This window comes from Sporosarcina sp. GTC18466 (genome assembly GCF_055389225.1).
The window spans coordinates 1,977,501-1,997,796 of the sequence record NZ_AP044037.1 but is presented as its reverse complement, the minus strand read 5'-3'; the positions used below and the strand labels follow the sequence as shown (position 1 = coordinate 1,997,796).

Annotated in this window: 16 protein-coding genes, 1 tRNA gene, 2 rRNA genes, 1 other RNA gene and 1 other annotated feature (1 of these 21 running past the window's edge); of the genes, 16 read left to right on the top strand and 4 right to left on the bottom strand. The window is 53.2% G+C overall.

Annotated features, from left to right (window positions below; genetic code table 11):
• Window positions 1-11: 11 nt before the first annotated feature.
• On the bottom strand, window positions 12-1,427 hold the full coding sequence (pdxR, locus tag ACZ5FK_RS09710) for a MocR-like pyridoxine biosynthesis transcription factor PdxR (RefSeq protein WP_464804708.1): 1,416 nt from the start codon (window positions 1,425-1,427) through the stop codon (window positions 12-14).
• Window positions 1,428-1,530: 103 nt separating this feature from the next.
• Here pdxR and pdxS point away from each other — a divergent pair, with 103 nt between their 5' ends.
• The 3 genes from pdxS (at window position 1,531) to serS (ending at window position 4,988) form a co-directional block, all read left to right on the top strand.
• Window positions 1,531-2,376: a pyridoxal 5'-phosphate synthase lyase subunit PdxS gene (gene pdxS, locus ACZ5FK_RS09705; RefSeq protein WP_464804707.1), complete on the top strand. Its 846-nt coding sequence runs from the start codon at window positions 1,531-1,533 to the stop codon at window positions 2,374-2,376.
• Window positions 2,377-2,800: 424 nt separating this feature from the next.
• Complete coding sequence (locus ACZ5FK_RS09700; RefSeq protein WP_464807413.1) at window positions 2,801-3,379, top strand: NUDIX hydrolase; 579 nt, start codon at window positions 2,801-2,803, stop codon at window positions 3,377-3,379.
• 53 nt (window positions 3,380-3,432) lie between these two features.
• Window positions 3,433-3,643 (top strand) — a binding site (T-box leader).
• 70 nt (window positions 3,644-3,713) lie between these two features.
• The gene (gene serS / locus ACZ5FK_RS09695) at window positions 3,714-4,988 is read left to right on the top strand and encodes a serine--tRNA ligase (RefSeq protein WP_464804706.1); all 1,275 of its coding nucleotides are present in this window, start codon (window positions 3,714-3,716) and stop codon (window positions 4,986-4,988) included.
• A gap of 20 nt (window positions 4,989-5,008) precedes the next feature.
• Here the strand turns inward: serS and tadA are convergent, their stop codons facing one another.
• On the bottom strand, window positions 5,009-5,509 hold the full coding sequence (gene tadA / locus ACZ5FK_RS09690; protein ID WP_464804705.1) for a tRNA adenosine(34) deaminase TadA: 501 nt from the start codon (window positions 5,507-5,509) through the stop codon (window positions 5,009-5,011).
• Window positions 5,510-5,630: 121 nt separating this feature from the next.
• Between tadA and ACZ5FK_RS09685 the strand changes: the two genes are divergently transcribed.
• Together ACZ5FK_RS09685 and ACZ5FK_RS09680 are read left to right on the top strand one after the other, a co-directional pair.
• Entirely contained in the window at window positions 5,631-6,266 is a 636-nt protein-coding gene (locus ACZ5FK_RS09685) for a deoxynucleoside kinase (protein ID WP_464804704.1), read from the top strand.
• Complete coding sequence (locus ACZ5FK_RS09680; protein WP_464804703.1) at window positions 6,263-6,931, top strand: deoxynucleoside kinase; 669 nt, start codon at window positions 6,263-6,265, stop codon at window positions 6,929-6,931. Before ACZ5FK_RS09685 ends, ACZ5FK_RS09680 begins: the two co-directional genes overlap by 4 nt.
• A 39-nt stretch (window positions 6,932-6,970) precedes the next feature.
• On the opposite strand, the gene ACZ5FK_RS09675 is transcribed toward ACZ5FK_RS09680, so the two are convergent.
• Window positions 6,971-8,338 carry an aspartate kinase gene (locus ACZ5FK_RS09675; protein ID WP_464804702.1) on the bottom strand — a complete coding sequence of 456 codons (1,368 nt, stop codon included), beginning with the start codon at window positions 8,336-8,338 and terminating at the stop codon, window positions 6,971-6,973.
• A 153-nt stretch (window positions 8,339-8,491) separates the two neighbouring features.
• Between ACZ5FK_RS09675 and ACZ5FK_RS09670 the strand changes: the two genes are divergently transcribed.
• The 3 genes from ACZ5FK_RS09670 to thrB are packed head-to-tail and all read left to right on the top strand — an operon-like array spanning window position 8,492 to window position 11,765.
• Window positions 8,492-9,790 carry a homoserine dehydrogenase gene (locus ACZ5FK_RS09670; RefSeq protein ID WP_464804701.1) on the top strand — a complete coding sequence of 433 codons (1,299 nt, stop codon included), beginning with the start codon at window positions 8,492-8,494 and terminating at the stop codon, window positions 9,788-9,790.
• A complete protein-coding gene (gene thrC, locus ACZ5FK_RS09665; RefSeq protein WP_464804700.1) occupies window positions 9,787-10,845 on the top strand; it encodes a threonine synthase in 1,059 nt (352 codons plus the stop codon). Before ACZ5FK_RS09670 ends, thrC begins: the two co-directional genes overlap by 4 nt.
• Window positions 10,845-11,765 (top strand): homoserine kinase, encoded by a 921-nt coding sequence (thrB, locus tag ACZ5FK_RS09660; RefSeq protein WP_464804699.1) that lies wholly within the window; start codon window positions 10,845-10,847, stop codon window positions 11,763-11,765. The genes thrC and thrB overlap by 1 nt, the downstream gene beginning before the upstream one ends.
• 91 nt (window positions 11,766-11,856) lie before the next feature.
• Here thrB and ACZ5FK_RS09655 read toward each other — a convergent pair.
• A tRNA-Ser gene (locus tag ACZ5FK_RS09655) sits at window positions 11,857-11,949 on the bottom strand.
• A gap of 183 nt (window positions 11,950-12,132) precedes the next feature.
• On the opposite strand from ACZ5FK_RS09655, the gene ffs reads away from it, so the two are divergent.
• From ffs to ACZ5FK_RS09615, 8 genes are all read left to right on the top strand, one after another.
• An RNA gene (gene ffs / locus ACZ5FK_RS09650) (signal recognition particle sRNA large type) lies at window positions 12,133-12,399 on the top strand.
• 144 nt (window positions 12,400-12,543) lie between these two features.
• A complete protein-coding gene (gene dnaX, locus ACZ5FK_RS09645) occupies window positions 12,544-14,280 on the top strand; it encodes a DNA polymerase III subunit gamma/tau (protein ID WP_464804698.1) in 1,737 nt (578 codons plus the stop codon).
• 21 nt (window positions 14,281-14,301) lie between these two features.
• Window positions 14,302-14,622, top strand: a complete 321-nt coding sequence (locus tag ACZ5FK_RS09640) for a YbaB/EbfC family nucleoid-associated protein (protein WP_464804697.1) — start codon at window positions 14,302-14,304, stop codon at window positions 14,620-14,622.
• An 11-nt stretch (window positions 14,623-14,633) separates the two neighbouring features.
• On the top strand, window positions 14,634-15,230 hold the full coding sequence (gene recR / locus ACZ5FK_RS09635; RefSeq protein WP_464804696.1) for a recombination mediator RecR: 597 nt from the start codon (window positions 14,634-14,636) through the stop codon (window positions 15,228-15,230).
• 12 nt (window positions 15,231-15,242) lie between these two features.
• Entirely contained in the window at window positions 15,243-15,455 is a 213-nt protein-coding gene (locus ACZ5FK_RS09630) for a YaaL family protein (RefSeq protein ID WP_464804695.1), read from the top strand.
• A gap of 24 nt (window positions 15,456-15,479) precedes the next feature.
• Window positions 15,480-15,773: a pro-sigmaK processing inhibitor BofA family protein gene (locus ACZ5FK_RS09625; protein ID WP_464804694.1), complete on the top strand. Its 294-nt coding sequence runs from the start codon at window positions 15,480-15,482 to the stop codon at window positions 15,771-15,773.
• A gap of 715 nt (window positions 15,774-16,488) precedes the next feature.
• A 16S ribosomal RNA gene (locus ACZ5FK_RS09620) occupies window positions 16,489-18,040 on the top strand.
• A 301-nt stretch (window positions 18,041-18,341) separates the two neighbouring features.
• A 23S ribosomal RNA gene (locus tag ACZ5FK_RS09615) occupies window positions 18,342-20,296 on the top strand; it runs 980 nt beyond the window's last position.
• Together the 16S and 23S rRNA genes form the textbook arrangement of a ribosomal RNA operon.

The following is a 20,296-nucleotide window of genomic DNA, read 5'->3' as shown; positions in this document are numbered from 1 at the left end:
AAGACGATGGATCAGAAAGATGATCCATCGTCTTTTTCTATGCTCCATGCCCTCATCAGCCGTCCCACCGCCTCCTGGATATCCTCTTCCCGCATGCCGCCGAAGCCGAGCAGAAAGGAAGGGACCGGTTCTTTGGAAATCTTCCGGTACTCGTTAAGACCGTATATCCGGATTCCAGCCGCCTTTGCGATCTGGACAAGTTCATTCTCATCCCGCCCCGGCTGCAGCCTGATGTTGATATGCATGCCGGCTTCATCTCCCGAATAGGAGACGGAGCCCGCATACTCGGCCAGTGCGGCCGTTAGTACGCCCAACTTCCGCTTGTACAGCTTCCGCATCCGGTTCAAGTGGCGGGAGAAATGGCCGTCCTCCATGAAACGCGCAAGAATATGCTGGTCAAAACGCGGCACAGTGGACGAGTAGTGGATGAAGGCATCGGTATAGGTCCCGAGCAGGACGGGCGGCAAAACCATGTAGGCGATCCGCATGGACGGCATGAGCGATTTCGAGAACGTGCTCAAGTAGATGACACTCCCCGACTTGTCCATCCCTTGCAAGGAAGGGATCGGCCGTCCCGCATACCTGAATTCACTGTCATAGTCGTCTTCGATGATGAAATGGCCTTCCGTTGCCGCTGCCCAGTTCAATAGGGCCGTCCGGCGTGATGCTGACAGCACGGTGCCGGTCGGGAATTGGTGGGATGGGGTGACATAGGCGATGGTTGCGCCCGATTGCTGAAGTGCCGCTACATCCATCCCTTCCTCATCGACCGGAATGGGAATCGCTTCCCGGCTGTTATGGTAAAAGACGTGGTGCGTGAGCGGATAGCCGGGGTCCTCGATTGCATACGCCGCCTCTTTCCCCAGGATCCGGATGAGCAGCGGCATCAGCTGTTCAGTTCCTGACCCGACGATGATCTGCTCGGGAACGCACTCCACCCCTCTTGAATGGTAGAGGTAGCGGGCGATCTCCCGCCGCAGTTCATAATCTCCGTGCGGATGGCCGAGAGACAGCAGATGCTTCGACGACTCATCGAGCAGCTCCTTCGCGTATTTCCGCCATTGATTGAACGGGAATGAATCAGGATCGATCTTGCCTGGCGAGAAATCGAACCGGTATGCGGCCTCCCGCATTTCCGCCTCAGGTTCAAGGGACGCCGGCTCTACATAGGACAGCTCCTCCACCGCCTGGACGAAGTATCCTTTTCGCGGTTTTGTTGTAATATAGCCCTCTGCAACTAGCTGCGCATACGCAAGTTCCACTGTCGTCTGGCTGACACCCAGAAACTCCTCTAGTTTCCGCTTGGACGGAAGCTTTGTGCCGACTTTCAGCTTCCCTCCGGTAATATCCTCCCGTATTTGCCCGTAAATCTGCTCATACAGCGGCACTTGGCTTGTCTTATCCAGTTGCACCAAAAGCATTTCCATCTCTCTTCACCTCGTCTGACCCCTTCAAGAATTCATATACTGGTCATTTCATTATGGTCAATAACTAGTATACTAGAAAAAAAGCGAATAGGGGGAAATGAAGATGGATTTCAAGTATGGCGGCGTCATCATGGACGTCATTAATGCAGAGCAGGCAAAAGTGGCGGAGGCGGCAGGTGCAGTGGCAGTCATGGCACTTGAACGTGTACCTTCTGATATTAGGGCGGCAGGCGGAGTGGCGCGGATGGCAGATCCCCGTATTGTGGAAGAGGTGCAGAAAGCCGTTTCGATCCCTGTTATGGCGAAAGTGCGGATTGGACATATTTCTGAAGCTCGTGTTCTTGAAGCGATGGGGGTCGACTATATCGATGAAAGTGAAGTGCTGACTCCTGCCGATGAGGAATTCCATCTATTGAAAAGCGATTATAAAGTGCCTTTTGTCTGCGGTGCTCGTGATCTTGGCGAAGCGGCGCGTCGTCTTGGTGAAGGTGCGAGGATGCTCCGGACGAAGGGAGAGCCGGGGACAGGCAATATCGTGGAAGCAGTCCGTCACCTGCGCAAAGTGAATGCGCAAGTGAATCAGATCATCCACATGAATCCGGATGAATTGATGGTAGCGGCAAGAGACTTGGCAGCGCCGTACGAGATTTTGCTTGCGATCCGTGAGGCGGGTCGTCTTCCGGTGACGAACTATGCGGCAGGCGGCGTTGCGACACCTGCTGACGCGGCACTCATGATGGAACTCGGTGCGGACGGCGTCTTCGTCGGTTCGGGCATCTTCAAATCAGATAATCCAGAACGATTCGCACGGGCGATTGTCCTCGCGACGGAGGATTTCCAGAACTACGATCTGATCGGTGACCTGTCGAAAGATATCGGCACGCCGATGAAAGGGATTGAAATCGGGAAGCTTGCGGAAAGTGAATTGATGGCAGTGCGCGGCGTCTGAACGGCATTCGATAAACCAGGGCGGAGATCTACCGTCTTGGTTTTTTGAACTCTTCCTGTTTTGCTGACCGTATAAAAGACAGAGGGAAGGAGGAGTACCTCATCCTGGCGTCACGTTCATCACGTTTGTCCCTGTCGGTATGGCCACGTTTATTTTTTGGTGCAATACGCCAAAAAGAAGGCAATTTCCATGCCGACTCAAGCGATCATCGCATTCATCCCTTGGGTTTCCTCTTGGGCTCGTGACATTCCTGGCGCCGCGTGAGATGATGATGTCCGGAAACCGACGAGGAGCCGATGTTTTCAGAGGACGCCATCTCTTACTAAAATAGGCGGTGCTGTGGGTGCTATACTAGTGACATGGATCCTGATTGCAAGCATCATTCAGGCAATACGATAGATAAGGGGATGTCTTTTTGGTGGAAATGCTGAAGGTGTTTGATGAAGAGTACCGGTATGTATGCAATGAAACACGGGACAATATCCATAAGGAAGGCCTCTGGCATGAAACGTTCCATTGCTGGCTCGTGGATCAGGAGCATGTGTATGTCCAGAAACGCAGTGTTGTCAAAAAAGACTTTCCAAGTATGTTCGACATTACAGCAGCGGGACATCTCATGGCGGATGAAGAAATGATGGACGGCATCCGGGAAGTGGAAGAGGAACTTGGCATACAGGTCGACCTGCCAAAAATCAGTTCAAAAGGATTCATTCGCGATTCCATCCATCTTCCATATTTTACAGACAATGAATTTGCGAATGTCTTTCTGTATCAATCCGCATGGCAGCCGGACGACTTTACACTGCAGGCGGAAGAGGTGGAGAGCATCCACGCCATACGAACCGAAGAACTGATCGCTTTATTCAGGGGAGAAGCCACAGATATTTCTTGCAGGGATGTGAAGATGGGCCGGATCACTGCGGTGAAGCTGTCTGACTTTGTTCCACATGAAACAGGTTACTTTGCGTTCATAGCAGACATATTGGAAGAGGGAACCGGATGACCCTTGCCAAAAGGATTCGCTTGTAGTACAGTAAGTGTACATTTAGTCCATATCGAAAGACGATGATGGGAAGCAGTAGCAAACCAGTCTTTTCAAGAGAGCCGGCGGGTGGTGCGAGCCGGTAAAGACAGTTGCGAATCCGTCCCTGAGGAGCACGGCTGAACGCCAGTAAGCTGTGCCGGTCACGGAACCGTTATTTCCGAGAGTGGATCGGCATGTTGCCGGTCAATTTGGGTGGCAACGCGGGTAGTTCTCGTCCCTTTTATAGGGGATGGAGGGCTTTTTTTATTGCCTGAAACCCATCATCGTCAACGAAAAAAGAGGAGGAACCATAATGCTGGATATTAAATTGCTCCGCGCGAATTTCGATGAAGTGAAGGAGAAGCTTTCGAAGCGCGGCGAGGATCTCAATGATCTCGACTTGTTCGTCGGCCTGGATGAAAAACGCCGGGAGCTGATTGCGAAAGTGGAAGTGCTGAAGGCGGAGCGGAATGAAGTTTCGCAAAAAGTTGCGGAGATGAAACGCAACAAGGAGAACGCGGATGATGTGATAGCCCGCATGCGCGAGGTTGGCGACGAGATCAAGAAGCTGGATGAGGAGCTTCATCAGGTGGAAGAGGATTTGAACTATGTGCTGATGCGCATACCGAACATTCCGCATGAGAGCGTGCCCGTCGGAGAAAGCGAAGACGACAACGTGGAAGTCCGTACATGGGGCGAGATTCCTGAATTCGGATTCGAAGCAAAGCCGCACTGGGAAATCGGAACGGATCTTGGCCTGCTTGACTTTGAAAGAGCGGCAAAAGTGACGGGCAGCCGCTTTGTCTTCTATAAAGGGCTCGGGGCACGCCTTGAACGGGCATTGATCAGCTTCATGCTGGACCTTCATGCGGACGAGCATGGCTACCAGGAGATGCTGCCGCCGTATCTGGTCAACCGTACCAGCCTGACAGGAACAGGTCAGCTTCCGAAGTTCGAAGAGGACGCATTCCTCATCGAGAAGGAAGATTACTTCCTGATCCCGACATCTGAAGTGCCGGTGACAAATTATTACCGCGACGAAATCCTCGACGGAGCGGACCTGCCGATCGCCTATACGGCGTACAGCACGAATTTCCGCTCCGAGGCAGGATCTGCAGGACGCGATACACGCGGCCTCATCCGCCAGCACCAGTTCAATAAAGTGGAGCTTGTGCGTTTCGTGAAGCCGGAGGAATCGTATGAGGAGCTTGAGAAATTGACGGGGCATGCGGAGAAAGTACTCCAGCTGCTTGGCTTGCCGTACCGCGTGTTGAAGATGTGCACAGCGGATCTCGGTTTCACGGCTGCGAAGAAATACGACATTGAAGTATGGATTCCGACGCAGGGGATGTACCGCGAGATATCGTCTTGCTCGAATTTCGAAGACTTCCAGGCGCGCCGGGCATCGATCCGTTTCCGCCGCGAGCAGGGAGCGAAGCCTGAATTCGTCCATACATTGAATGGCAGCGGACTTGCGGTCGGCCGGACGGTTGCTGCGCTTCTCGAGAATTATCAGCAAGAGGACGGTTCTGTCATCGTACCGGAAGTGCTTCGCCCGTACATGGGCGGCGTCGACGTCATCAAGTGATGCAAAAAGCCATGCGGAGGTCAATCGGCCTCCCGCATGGCTTTTTTCTGCGCTTTCTTTTTCTCCCGGAGCCCCCGGAAGAACGCTGTGAGCATCTCCCCGCATTCATTGCCGAGAACACCTTCCGTGACGAGACATTCGTGGTTGAACCGGCTGTCGTTCAGCAGCTGGTATAGCGTATGGACGCAGCCCCCTTTCGGATCGCGTGCCCCGTAGACAACCCTCGGGATCCTCGACTGCAGAATGGCACCGGCGCACATCGGGCATGGCTCAAGCGTGACATAGAGAACCGTGTCTTCAAGCCGCCAATAGCCGACTTCCCGGCAGGCGTCCTGGATGGCGGATAACTCCGCATGGGTGACGGCATTTTGCGATGTCTCCCTGAGGTTATGGGCGCTCGCAATCACCTCGCCGTTTTTCACGATGACGCAGCCGATCGGCACTTCGCCGAGTGCTTCCGCTTTCCGTGCTTCCTCGATTGCAAGCAGCATATATTGTTCATCCATAAAAGATTGGTCCATAGTGATCGCTCCTTCTTTCCAGTGTATCATTCCTTTCAAATTGCTGTCAGCGTCTATGTTTCATTATGCTCGTGTGGTAAAATGGAGAGCAGCAAACGAAAAGTGAAGGAGAACTTTGCCCATGTCAGTTCCATTCATCACGGTGGAAGGGCCGATCGGGATCGGCAAGACGACGTTATCTAATGCAATCGCGGATACATACCACTTCCATCAGCTCAGCGAGATTGTCAGCGAAAATCCGTTTTTGGATAAATTTTATGAGAATATCGAGGAATGGAGTTTCCAGACGGAAATGTTCTTCCTCTGCAACCGATATAAACAGCTAAGCGACATCCAGACCCATTTCCTCGACAAGCAGCTGCCTGTTGTTGCGGATTACCATATCTTCAAGAATCTCATCTTTGCGCGGCGTACACTGCCGGCGAAGGAATATGCGAAATATGAAGAGATCTATTCGATCCTGACGCGGGACATGCCAATGCCGAATGTCATCATCTATCTCAATGCATCACTTGAGACATTGATGAAACGGATTGCACTGCGCGGCCGGGAATTCGAGAAGCATATCGAGCCTGCATATCTGGCGCGCCTGTCAGCGGATTACGAAATATTCATCACTGATTTCGAAGAGGCTCATCCGGAAATTCCGGTGCTGCGATTCAACGGGGATGAAATGGATTTCGTCAGCAATGAGGCAGACCTCAAGGCCATATTGAAACAAGTCGATGAGACGATACAAAAAGGAGCAGTACGATGAATTTACAAGAACGATACGGGATTCCGAAGAACGCGGTCATCACGATCGCCGGTACGGTAGGCGTCGGCAAATCGACGATGACACATGCACTTGCAAATGCTCTCGGTTTCCGGACATCCCTCGAGAACGTCGATGATAACCCTTATTTGGATAAATTCTATGATGATTTCTCGAAATGGAGCTTCCATCTTCAAATTTATTTCCTGGCAGAGCGCTTCAAAGAACAGAAACGCATCTTTGAATATGGCGGCGGCTTCATCCAGGACCGCTCGATCTATGAAGACACGGGTATCTTTGCAAAGATGCACAAGGACGAGGGGACGATGGATCCGGTCGACTTCGAGACGTATACGAAACTGTTCGAAGCGATGGTCATGACGCCGTATTTCCCGCATCCAGACCTGCTCATCTATCTTGACGGCCCGTTCGATACCATCCTCTCCCGCATTCAAGAACGCGGAAGGGATATGGAGCAGCAGACACCAGTCACTTACTGGGAAGAGCTCTACCACCGCTACCAGCAATGGATCGGATCATTCAATTCATGCCCGGTGCTGCGGATTGACATTACAGACTACGATTTAGTGAACCGGCCCGAAGAAGTCGAGTCGATCGTGGAGCGGATCGGTCATATGCTGAACTTGTCGGCACTCCTTAAGAAATAAAACGAAAAACGCGGATGGCACAAGCCAATCCGCGTTTTTTCATATATGGACTTCCGATTTCACGAAAAATTCCTTGTACAGCTCCTTCAGAATCTTATCCTCGTCGTTTTTCTTCACGCCGAACACGAGACTGACCTCGGACGATCCTTGGTTGATCATCTCGATATTGGTGCCTGTCCGCGCAATCGCCATGGCGGCGCGAGCGGCAAGCCCAGTCGTGTACTGCATGCCCTCTCCCACGAGGACGACCATCGAGTAGTCGTGTTCCACTATTACAGCGTCTGGCTCCAGGTCGCGATGGATCCGTGCGACGATGCGTTCCTCTTTCTCTTTCGATAAATAACAGCTCCGGATGATGATGGACAGGTTATCGATGCCGGACGGCGTATGTTCATATGAGATGTCTTCTTCTTCAAAGATCTGGAGCAGCTTGCGGCCGAATCCGATCTCCAGGTTCATCAGGTATTTATCAACGTAGATTGTCGTGAATCCGCTGTCCGCCGCAATGCCGATCACTTGCTGTTCGTCATAGGAGCGCTCTTTGACGACGGATGTGCCGGGTGCTTGCGGATTATTCGTGTTTTTAATGGCGACCGGGATCGACTTTCGGAATGCCGGAATGAGTGCCTCGTCGTGGAAGACGGAGAATCCGGCATATGCCAGTTCCCGCATTTCCCGGTACGTCATCGTTTCGATCGGCACTGGATTTTCAATAACCGTCGGATTGGCTGCAAAAACGGAGTCCACGTCCGTGAAGTTTTCATACAGCTCCGCTTCCACCGCAGACGCCACGATGGATCCTGTAATATCAGAGCCGCCGCGGTTGAAGGTGCGGAGTGTCCCGTCTTTTGTAAAGCCGAAGAATCCTGGGAATACGATGAGTGACTCCTCATCGCGCAGGCTGGAGAGAAGTTCATCCGTTTCCGGCAGCGCCCGCACTTGGCGTGGGCGGTCAGTGACCAGAAGCCCTGCATCTTTCGGGTTCACGTATTTCGCATCGTAGCCGAGCAGGCGGAAATAGGCGGCGATCATCTTCGCATTATTATCCTCGCCTGCAGCTTTCATCTGATCCATGAACACCGCAGCGTCACTCCGGTCAGCAAGCAGCCGCGTCCGGATATCCTCGTCTATCATTTCCATAACAGAAAGGGGCAGGCCGAGTTCACCTGCAATATCCCGGAACCGGTCGACGACCCGCAGCAGCTTGAATTCCGTCTCTGCCCCTTCAAGCGCCGCTTCTCCGAGCTGGATGAGCAGGTCGGTCACTTTCGTATCATTTGCATCACGCTTCCCGGGCGCAGAGACGACGACAATCCGCCGGCTTGCATCCGAAGCGACAATATCTACCACTTTACGAATCTGTTCGGCTGATGCAACAGATGTGCCGCCGAATTTACATACTTTCATAGTCATCAAATCCTTCATTTAAAAAATGGGCAATTGCATGATATATTGAACTTTAACATAAACGGGGTTGTTATTGAAGTTATATTTCTCTATAATGTCCCTATGGAAAATACGTTTGTGTTTTTATAGTGCACACGAATAGGGGTTTTGATGATGAAGAGTGAGATCAACATAGGACTGCTCGGTTTTGGCGTTGTCGGAAGCGGGGTCGCGAAAATTCTTCATGCGCATCGCGACAATTTAAGCCATAAGCTGGGCGTTCCGGTCAAAATAAAAAAAGTCCTTGTAAAAGATGCAAATAAAAAGAGGGACACTGACCTGGATCATGACGTCTTCACGACGGAGCTGGCTGAGGTCATCGATGATCCTGCAATCGATCTGATTGTCGAAGTGATGGGCGGGACGACAGAGGCGAAAGATGCAATCGAATGCTCGCTGCGGGCAGGCAAAGGAGTCGTCACCGCAAATAAGGATGTCATCGCGCAATACGGCTTTGAGTTGCTGCGACTTGCGGATGAGCATAAATGCGATCTGTTCTACGAAGCGAGTGTCGGAGGCGGCATCCCGCTCATCCGGACGCTGGAAGAAGGACTTGCGTCAGACCGGATCCATAAAATTGCGGGCATCGTGAACGGAACGACGAATTTCATCCTCACCAAAATGAAACTTGAACAGAAGACATATGAAGAAGCCCTCCGGGAGGCGATGGAGCTCGGTTTCGCGGAAGCCGACCCGTCAGCGGATGTGGACGGAATCGACGCGGCGCGCAAAATGGTCATCCTTGCGTCGCTTGCCTTCTCGACGGAAGTTCGGCTAGACGACGTGCTAGTCCGCGGCCTGTCCGCCATCCAAAAGGGTGACGTGGAACTAGCAGACCAGTTCGGCTATACGATTAAACTCGCCGGAACCGCGAAGAAGGACGGCGACCTGTTTGAAGTGGCGGTCGAACCCGTTTTCATCCCGAATGAACATCCGCTCGCTTCCGTCAATAACGAGTTCAACGCCGTATACGTGCATGGCGATGCGGTTGGCGAGACGATGTTCTATGGGCCGGGGGCAGGTTCCCTCCCGACGGCGACATCCGTGACAGGCGATATCATCGCCGCCTGCCGGAACTTGCTGCTCGGGGTGAACGGCAAACGGCAGCATGCGCCGCAGTTTGAAAGCATACGGAAGCAGGACAGCGAGATTTTCGGACGCTATTTCCACCGGCTGGCTGTTAAAGACGAAGTTGGCGTGCTGACGAAACTGTCCGCCGTCTACAGCAGCCACGGGGCAAGCCTCGCAACCGTCGTCCAGCGTGCCGCGAAAGGGACGGAAGGCGTCAATCTGATCATGATGACACATGAAATCTCCCGCAGGCAGCATCTCGATATCATGGAAGAACTGAAAAATACACCCGAAGTGCTGGAGGTCTTGAGCTACTATCGGGTCGAGGGGGAAGAACGATGAGACGATGGAATGGATTGATCGAGGAATATAAAGAATGGCTGCCCGTTACGGACAAGACGCCAGATCTTACACTGCAGGAAGGGAATACGCCGCTGATCCACCTGGCAAACCTTTCGAAGGAATGGGGAGTGGATCTGTATGTCAAGACGGAAGGGACGAATCCGACAGGCTCCTTCAAGGACCGCGGCATGGTGATGGCGGTCGCCAAGGCAAAAGAAGAAGGGAAGACGGCGCTCATCTGTGCATCCACCGGCAATACTTCCGCATCCGCTGCCGCTTACGGCGCAAGGGCGGGCATGCGGACAATCGTCGTCATCCCGGAAGGCCGGATCGCTCTCGGGAAGCTTGCCCAGGCGAAGATGTACGGAGCTGAAATCCTTGCGATCGAAGGGAATTTCGACGAAGCGCTGCGCATGGTCCGGAAAGCCGGCGAGGGTAAGATCGCCCTCGTCAACTCGGTGAATCCGCATCGACTGGAAGGCCAGAAGACAATTGCGTTTGAGACGATCGAGCAACTCGGCAAGGTACCGGACATCTTCGCGCTGCCGGTCGGAAATGCGGGGAATATTTCGGCCGCCTGGAAAGGGTTCAAGGAGTATGACGAAAAGAAAGGATCCGGCGTGCCGAAACTGTTGGGCGTACAGGCGGACGGGGCGGCGCCGATCGTCTATGGCCGTGTATTCAAAGAACCGGAAACCGTTGCAACCGCTATCCGAATCGGCAATCCGGCGAGCTGGCATCTCGCAACTGCGGCACTGCAGGAAAGCGGCGGGGCCATCCTGTCCGCTACAGATCAGGAAATACTGGAAGCATACCAGCTGCTCGCGAGGACGGACGGCATTTTTGCAGAACCTGCCTCCTGCGCGACGATCGCTGGTATTAAAAAACGGCTGGATGCTGGGGAGATCGAGAAGGGATCGACTATCGTCGGTGTGCTGACCGGTAATGGACTGAAGGATCCGGAAACGGCCATCCGCGTGAATGAGGGGCAGCCGTTCATGACAATGGAAGAGTTCGAATCGTTCCTCGGCAGTCTGAAAGAAGGAGCGAAGTGATGACGGCGCCCTTGTTCACGGCTTTAGTGCCAGCGACGACGGCGAATCTCGGGCCTGGCTACGACAGCATCGGGATGGCGCTTGCACTTTATATGACAGTGGAGGTGCGCGAGGCGGATGAGTGGAGCGTCGTGTACAGGGAGGAGGAATACAGCGGCCTCCCGGCGGACCGATCCAACCTCATCGTGCAGACGATTCTCGCAGTCGCAGGACAATTCGGCAGGGAAGCGAGCCCGCTGTCCCTCACCGTTTCTTCCCCCATTCCGCTCGGCAAAGGACTCGGCAGCAGTGCGACCGCCATCGCGGCAGGAATAGAGATCGCAGACCGCTGCTACGGTCTGAACCTCTCCGACATGGAGAAAGTGAGGATCGGCAGCACACTAGAAGGGCATGCCGACAATGTGGCGGCGGCACTGCTCGGAGGCGTGACAGTCGCCTATTCCGCATCTTCCGGAGAGCTGGAGCTGATCCGCCTCCCGGCTCCCCGGATCGGCGTCGTCCTGCTCATCCCGCCGAACGCATTGAAGACAGAGGAATCGCGGGGACTGCTTCCAGCTGAAGTGCCCCATAAGGTTGCAGCAGAATCCAGCGGGGCGGGGAACCTCCTAGTCGCTGCGATAGGGGCAGGCAATTGGGAAATCGCCGGCCGGATGATGGAGAAAGACCAATTCCACGTGCCTTACCGAAAACAATTGCTTCCCGAGTTCGATGCAATCCGGAACTTCTGCCGGGAGCATGGCGCGTTCGGCGTGACGATCAGCGGGGCGGGGCCATCCCTTTTTATCGCTGTAAGGGAAGGGGACCAGACCCGGATGGCAAAGCGGCTAGAACAAGAATTCCCGTTTTACCGCAGCATTGCGGCAACACCTTCCGAAGCCGGATGCGAAAGTAAAAAAGATGCCCGCTCCAGCCATGGCTGAGGGGCATCTATCTGACGGAAGGCATAAAAAAAATCCATTACATAGAATGTAACAGACTTTATCTCCAACCTATGCGCTTTTTTAAAATAAATGGCGGAGGAAGAGGGATTCGAACCCCCGCGGGCTTTAACACCCCTGTCGGTTTTCAAGACCGATCCCTTCAGCCGGACTTGGGTATTCCTCCGTTTCAGACAGGGAACATCATATCATGGATTACAATCGGCGTCAACATATTTAATTTTAGCAGCAGAGATATGCAGGGCAGGACGGAAAAAAGCTAGTTCAGGGTGTTTCCGGAAAAGCCTCGCCAGGATCAATTCAGTTTTCCATTTGATTTATATCTATAAAAAAGGTATACTAATACATGCCGTGCTAGGTGGGGAGGTAGCGGTGCCCTGTAACTTGCAACCCGCTCTAGCAAGACTGAATCCCTTGCCGAGGCTGTCCGTATTGTAAGGTCTGCCTCTTGCACGTAGCGTTGACGCCCTGGTCCTGCGCAATGGGGACCCATGAACCATGTCAGGTCCGGAAGGAAGCAGCATTAAGTGGAATTTTCCATGTGCCGCGGGGTCGCCTAGGCTGAGCTGTCGACAGGAGTAACGCTTATGTGCGGCAGTCAGAGCAAGGTGCACGGCAATAACTTTGTATGTTACAACCCGTCCGCATTCAGCGGGCGGGTTTTTTGTGTGTCTGTCTTCGGGCGATTGCACCTGAAGACAGGACCGGTTTATGTTATAATTGAAGTAGTATCCATTACGTTCGGAAAGGAGTGAAACCGTTGGCGTATCAGGCGTTTTACCGTGTTTACAGGCCGCAATCCTTCGCGGAGATGTCCGGCCAGCACCATGTGAAGCAGACGCTTCAAAATGCATTGCTTCATCAGAAGACGACGCACGCATACTTGTTTTCCGGGCCTCGGGGGACAGGTAAGACGAGTGCAGCGAAAGTGTTTGCGAAAGCGCTCAACTGCGAAAGGGGACCTGCGAAGGAACCATGCAATGAATGTGCCACATGCCGCAGCATAACGGAAGGCTCGAACACGGATGTCATCGAGTTTGACGCAGCATCCAATTCACGCGTCGAGGAAATGCGCGACATCATTGAAAAAGTCCGCTTTGCTCCGGCGAATGCCCGCTTCAAAGTGTATATTATCGATGAAGTGCATATGCTCTCGAATTCCGCCTTCAACGCCCTCCTGAAAACGCTTGAAGAACCGCCTCCTCATGCGGTGTTCATTCTCGCAACGACGGAACCGCATAAACTGCCGCTCACCATCATCTCAAGATGCCAGCGTTTCGACTTTAAACCGATTACATCCGCAGAGATCGTCTCGCGCATGAAAGACGTGCTTGCAGATACGGGAATCGAGGCAGAGGAGTCTGCGCTTAAAGTGATTGCCCAGGCAGCTTCCGGCGGGATGCGGGATGCGCTCAGCATGCTGGACCAGGCCGCATCCTTCAGCGGAGAGCAGATCACGGCGGATGGGGCGCTTCTCGTCACGGGAGCTGTCGGAGAGAATGTCTTCTATGAATTAGCGGAATCACTCCTTTCCAAGGAAGCAGGGGCGGCATTGTCGCTGCTCGACCAGCTGATTGCGGAGGGGAAGGATGTTTCAAGGCTGGCGGAGGATCTGATCACCTTCTTCCGGGATCTGCTGCTGCTTCGCTCAGCGCCAGGGCTCGGCGAACTGCTGGAACTGATTCCTGCGGAAGAGCGTTTCATCTCGCTCGCAAATGCATTCGAGATGGAGACCCTCTATTCCTATATCGATATCCTGTCGAAAACACAGCAGGAGATGCGCTTTTCCAACCATGCGAAAGTGTATGTGGAAGCCGCACTGCTTCGGATGATCCATCTGGAAGCGCCGCAGCAGGCAGCCAGTGCCCCGGGGCAAACAGACCCGGCGCTCGGGAACAAAGTGGCGGAGCTTATGCGGACGGTAGCGGACCTTCAGCAGAAACTGGCGTCCGGCGTCCCTCTTGCAGATGCGGGTGGCGGAGCACCTGCGCCAAAACGGAACCCATCCAAGACAGTACAGTCTATTAAGGTGCCAACCGGGAAAATCCATGATATCCTTTCCAAGGCCACACGGGAAGATATCACAACAATACGCGAAGAGTGGGCCCGCATGATGCAAGCCCTCCAAAAATCGCATGCCGCTTTGCTCGAGGAGACAGAACCCGTAGCGGCATCCGGGGACGCGTTTGTGTTAAAATTCAAATATGAGATTCATTGCCGGATGGCGTCAGAGAATGACTCCCTCCGATCTGGCCTTTCTGATGCCCTTTTATCTAGAACCGGGAAGACATATGATGTCATCTATATCCCGGAAGAGGCATGGCTGAAGGTGCGTGAGGACTTCATCAGGGCGAACGGGCGGAAACAGCAGTCCGATTCATCAGGTGAAGAGACCCCTTCCTTCATGAAAGAAGTGGAACAGCAGCTGGAGGATCCGATTGTAGCGGAGGCAGAGAAACGGTTCGGCAAAGAGTTCATAACTATTCATGATGATTAATTATAAGAGGAGGAACTTGATATGCGCGGCATGGGAAATATGCAAGGCATGATGAAACAGATGCAGAAGATGCAGAAGAAGATGGCGGAAGCACAGGAGGAGCTTGGCGACAAGCGTATGGAAGGAACAGCTGGAGGCGGCATGGTGAAGGTCATCGTCTCGGGGCATAAAGAAGTGCTTGAAGTGGAAATCGATCCATCCGTTGTTGATCCGGAAGATGTGGAAATGCTGCAGGACTTGATCGTGATTGCTACAAATGAAGCGATGGCGAAAGCGGAAGAACTAACGAACTCCACGATGGGGCAATTCACGAAAGGATTGAACCTTCCTGGCATGTTCTAGGAGGAAGATACATGCATTATCCAGAACCGATATCGAAACTGATTGATAGTTTTATGAAATTGCCAGGCATCGGCCCGAAAACCGCGGGCCGGCTGGCGTTTTTTGTATTAGGAATGAAAGAAGACACCGTCCTTGATTTTGCGAAAGCGTTGGTCGATGCGAAACGGAATCTGCGGTTCTGCTCCGTCTGCGGGCATATCACCGATATCGATCCGTGCCATATTTGCCAGGACCAGTCGCGGGACCGCTCGATGATCTGCGTCGTGCAAGACCCGAAAGATGTGATCGCCATGGAAAAGATGCGTGATTATAACGGCCTTTATCATGTTCTGCATGGCGCCATCTCACCTATGGACGGCATCGGCCCGGAAGATATCAATGTCCCTTCGCTGCTGAATCGGCTGCAGGATGAAGAGGTGCAAGAATTGATCCTCGCAACGAATCCTACAATAGAAGGGGAAGCGACGGCGATGTATATATCACGCCTCGTCAAACCATCCGGCATTACAACAACACGGATCGCCCATGGACTTCCTGTCGGTGGCGACCTGGAATATGCGGACGAAGTGACATTATCGAAAGCGCTGGAAGGAAGACGGCAACTGTAAGGGGAGAGCGAGATGTTCGGACGGAAACGGAAACTGAAAACCGAATTCGATGACAAGCTCCGCAATCTTATGCTGGACACGAAGCATGAGTGGGAGCAGGCAAAGGAAATCGAAAAATACTTGAATGATTATGATATAGAAGTGATTACACGGAGGAAGATAGCAGAAAGCAAGCACTTCTGCTTATTCCGGGAAGCGAAGGCCCGCCGTTTAGGGGTGGATTGATATCTGAGCACGGGGACGCATACAATGGACCATCCATCCGAAAGGAGCGTTTCCGTGAAAATCATCCCCATACTGGCAGTTGGCGCACTACTGCTCGTCCTGTTGATGCTCAATAAGAAACAAATCAAGCGCATATTTGAAAAAGCATCGATCTTTTGGGTGCGTCTTGCATTCGCGTTCCTTGGCCTGTTTCTATTAAACATCGCCGGCGGGTTTGTCGGGATCTATTTCCCTGTCAATATTGCAAGCGGGCTTCTGCTTGCGATTCTCGGCATCCCAGGACTCGCCGCCATCTGTGCGTTTGCCCTTTTTCTCTAAGAGGCAGAGAAAGCTGTTAGACGAATAGTATTCGGGCAAGACCTTCCCTCCTTGATCACAAGGCGGTGAAGGTCTTTTACTTGGACAGAGCCGGGAAAGGCAAAGAACACAAGCATCCGGACGACTTTTAAAAGTTATTTTCAAAAAGGTATTGCGCCTTGGTAGCTAAGGTGTTATTATAGATAACGTTCCGCTTGAGACATTCGAAACAAACAACTGAAAATAACCTTCGAAAAGAAAGTTGAAGAAAGTTGTTGACAACGAATGAACAGAGTGGTAAGATAATAAAGTTGCTGCTAAAACAAACGGCAACGACATGAACCTTGAAAACTGAACAGCAAAACGTCAACATAAAGTTCCGAAGCCGACCCCGTCGGCGGACGAACAACAACAATGGACATCATAAAGATGCCAGCAAAGAAATCGAGCTGCTCGAATTTCTTCAACCTTTCTTCTATAAGAGAGGCTCTGGCGATCGAGACGTAGTGCAGTGCTAGGAGACGATTGAGTGAAGAAGGGAGCGTGCTTTGGCACGTGACCGACTGAACGAATGAAGTCGACAACGCAATGCGCTGCGGATCGGTCCGCCAGACTGGTGTGCGAGACGTGGTGGAGTGCTAGGAAACGAAGGAGCAAGGGAGGGAACGTACACCAGTACGTGACCGACCACGCGACTGAAGCTGACAACGCAATCCGCCGCGTATCGCGCGCCAGATTCATGGAGAGTTTGATCCTGGCTCAGGACGAACGCTGGCGGCGTGCCTAATACATGCAAGTCGAGCGAATGACAGGGAGCTTGCTCCCTTGATTTAGCGGCGGACGGGTGAGTAACACGTGGGCAACCTGCCCTGCAGATGGGGATAACTCCGGGAAACCGGGGCTAATACCGAATAATCAGTTCCTCCGCATGGAGGAACTCTGAAAGACGGTTTCGGCTGTCACTGCAGGATGGGCCCGCGGCGCATTAGCTAGTTGGTGGGGTAACGGCCTACCAAGGCGACGATGCGTAGCCGACCTGAGAGGGTGATCGGCCACACTGGGACTGAGACACGGCCCAGACTCCTACGGGAGGCAGCAGTAGGGAATCTTCCACAATGGACGAAAGTCTGATGGAGCAACGCCGCGTGAACGAAGAAGGCTCTCGGGTCGTAAAGTTCTGTTGCGAGGGAAGAACACGTACGGGAGTCACTGCCCGTACCTTGACGGTACCTCGTCAGAAAGCCACGGCTAACTACGTGCCAGCAGCCGCGGTAATACGTAGGTGGCAAGCGTTGTCCGGAATTATTGGGCGTAAAGCGCGCGCAGGCGGTCCTTTAAGTCTGATGTGAAATCTCGCGGCTCAACCGCGAACGGTCATTGGAAACTGGGGGACTTGAGTGCAGAAGAGGAAAGCGGAATTCCACGTGTAGCGGTGAAATGCGTAGAGATGTGGAGGAACACCAGTGGCGAAGGCGGCTTTCTGGTCTGTAACTGACGCTGAGGCGCGAAAGCGTGGGGAGCAAACAGGATTAGATACCCTGGTAGTCCACGCCGTAAACGATGAGTGCTAAGTGTTAGGGGGTTTCCGCCCCTTAGTGCTGCAGCTAACGCATTAAGCACTCCGCCTGGGGAGTACGGCCGCAAGGCTGAAACTCAAAGGAATTGACGGGGACCCGCACAAGCGGTGGAGCATGTGGTTTAATTCGAAGCAACGCGAAGAACCTTACCAGGTCTTGACATCCCGCTGACCGGCATGGAGACATGCCTTTCCCTTCGGGGACAGCGGTGACAGGTGGTGCATGGTTGTCGTCAGCTCGTGTCGTGAGATGTTGGGTTAAGTCCCGCAACGAGCGCAACCCTTGATCTTAGTTGCCAGCATTCAGTTGGGCACTCTAAGGTGACTGCCGGTGACAAACCGGAGGAAGGTGGGGATGACGTCAAATCATCATGCCCCTTATGACCTGGGCTACACACGTGCTACAATGGACGGTACAAAGGGCTGCGAACCCGCGAGGGGGAGCCAATCCCATAAAACCGTTCCCAGTTCGGATTGCAGGCTGCAACTCGCCTGCATGAAGCCGGAATCGCTAGTAATCGTGGATCAGCATGCCACGGTGAATACGTTCCCGGGTCTTGTACACACCGCCCGTCACACCACGAGAGTTTGTAACACCCGAAGTCGGTGGGGTAACCCTTACGGGAGCCAGCCGCCGAAGGTGGGACAGATGATTGGGGTGAAGTCGTAACAAGGTAGCCGTATCGGAAGGTGCGGCTGGATCACCTCCTTTCTAAGGATAATTACGGAGTGCAGATCTTGGATCTGTAAGTTGACGTTTTGCGTTCAGTTTTGAAGGTTTATCGAAAAGCAGAAAACACCGGTTAGCTTTACCGCGAGCTGGCGTTTCGAGCCGGACAATATAATCTTCAATTTGTTCATTGAAAACTGGATAGAACGACATTGAAAGTAACAAGTAATCAACCGAGTCGATCACTTTTGTGATTGAACATGCAATGCTTTGTAACGAGCTGGCCGTATTTATTGCTAAATACACCACTCAAACCATGGCACCTCTAGCAGGATGCCGAAAAGGTTAAGTTAGAAAGGGCGCACGGCGGATGCCTTGGCACTAGGAGCCGATGAAGGACGGAACTAACACCGATATGCTTCGGGGAGCTGTAAGTAAGCTTTGAGCCGAAGATTTCCGAATGGGGGAACCCACTGCCCGTAATGGGGCAGTACGCTGCACGTGAATACATAGCGTGAGCGAGGCACACCCGGAGAACTGAAACATCTAAGTACCCGGAGGAAGAGAAAGAAACATCGATTCCCTTAGTAGCGGCGAGCGAAACGGGAAGAGCCCAAACCAGGAAGCTTGCTTCCTGGGGTTGTAGGACACTCTATACGGAGTTACAAAGGGCTGGGTTAGGCGAAGCGACCTGGAAAGGTCCGCCAGAGCGGGTAAAAGCCCCGTAGCCGAAAGTCCAGCCCCTCCAGAGTGGATCCTGAGTACGGCGGAACACGTGAAATTCCGTCGGAATCCGGGAGGACCATCTCCCAAGGCTAAATACTCCCTAGTGACCGATAGTGAACCAGTACCGTGAGGGAAAGGTGAAAAGCACCCCGGAAGGGGAGTGAAAGAGAACCTGAAACCGTGTGCCTACAAGTTGTCAGAGCCCGTTAATGGGTGATGGCGTGCCTTTTGTAGAATGAACCGGCGAGTTACGATTCCATGCGAGGTTAAGCCGAGAAGGCGGAGCCGCAGCGAAAGCGAGTCTGAATAGGGCGCATGAGTATGGGGTCGTAGACCCGAAACCAGGTGATCTACCCATGTCCAGGGTGAAGGTAAGGTAACACTTACTGGAGGCCCGAACCCACGTACGTTGAAAAGTGCGGGGATGAGGTGTGGGTAGCGGTGAAATTCCAATCGAACCTGGAGATAGCTGGTTCTCTCCGAAATAGCTTTAGGGCTAGCCTCAAACGTAAGAGTCCCGGAGGTAGAGCACTGTTTGGACGAGGGGCCCATCCCGGGTTACCGAATTCAGACAAACTCCGAATGCCGGATGACTTCTGTTTGGGAGTCAGACTGCGGGTGATAAGATCCGTGGTCGAGAGGGAAACAGCCCAGACCGCCAGTTAAGGTCCCCAAGTATCCGTTGAGTGGAAAAGGATGTGGCGCTGCCCAGACAACCAGGATGTTGGCTTAGAAGCAGCCACCATTTAAAGAGTGCGTAATAGCTCACTGGTCGAGTGGCGCTGCGCCGAAAATGTACCGGGGCTAAACGGATCACCGAAACTGCGGATTGACACCGATGGTGTCAGTGGTAGGAGAGCGTTCCAAGGGCGTCGAAGCCAGACCGGAAGGACTGGTGGAGCGCTTGGAAGTGAGAATGCCGGTATGAGTAGCGAAAGAAGGGTGAGAATCCCTTCCACCGAATGCCTAAGGTTTCCTGAGGAAGGCTCGTCCGCTCAGGGTTAGTCGGGACCTAAGTCGAGGCCGATAGGCGTAGACGATGGACAACAGGTTGATATTCCTGTACCACCTCCCCGCCGTTATCAGCAATGGGGGGACGCAGTAGGATAGGGTGAGCGCGCTGTTGGTCATGCGCGTCCAAGCAGTGAGGCGTGGAATGAGGCAAATCCCATTCCAGATGCGCTGGGCTGTGATGGCAAGGGGAATTGTCCCCGGAGTCCCTGATTTCACACTGCCAAGAAAAGCCTCTAGCGAGGCGGGAGGTGCCCGTACCGCAAACCGACACAGGTAGGCGAGGAGAGAATCCTAAGGTGATCGAGAGAACTCTCGTTAAGGAACTCGGCAAAATGACCCCGTAACTTCGGGAGAAGGGGTGCTCTGGTAGGGTGAATAGCCCGAGAGAGCCGCAGTGAATAGGCCCAGGCGACTGTTTAGCAAAAACACAGGTCTCTGCAAAACCGTAAGGTGACGTATAGGGGCTGACGCCTGCCCGGTGCTGGAAGGTTAAGAGGAGGGGTCAGCGCAAGCGAAGCTCCGAATTGAAGCCCCAGTAAACGGCGGCCGTAACTATAA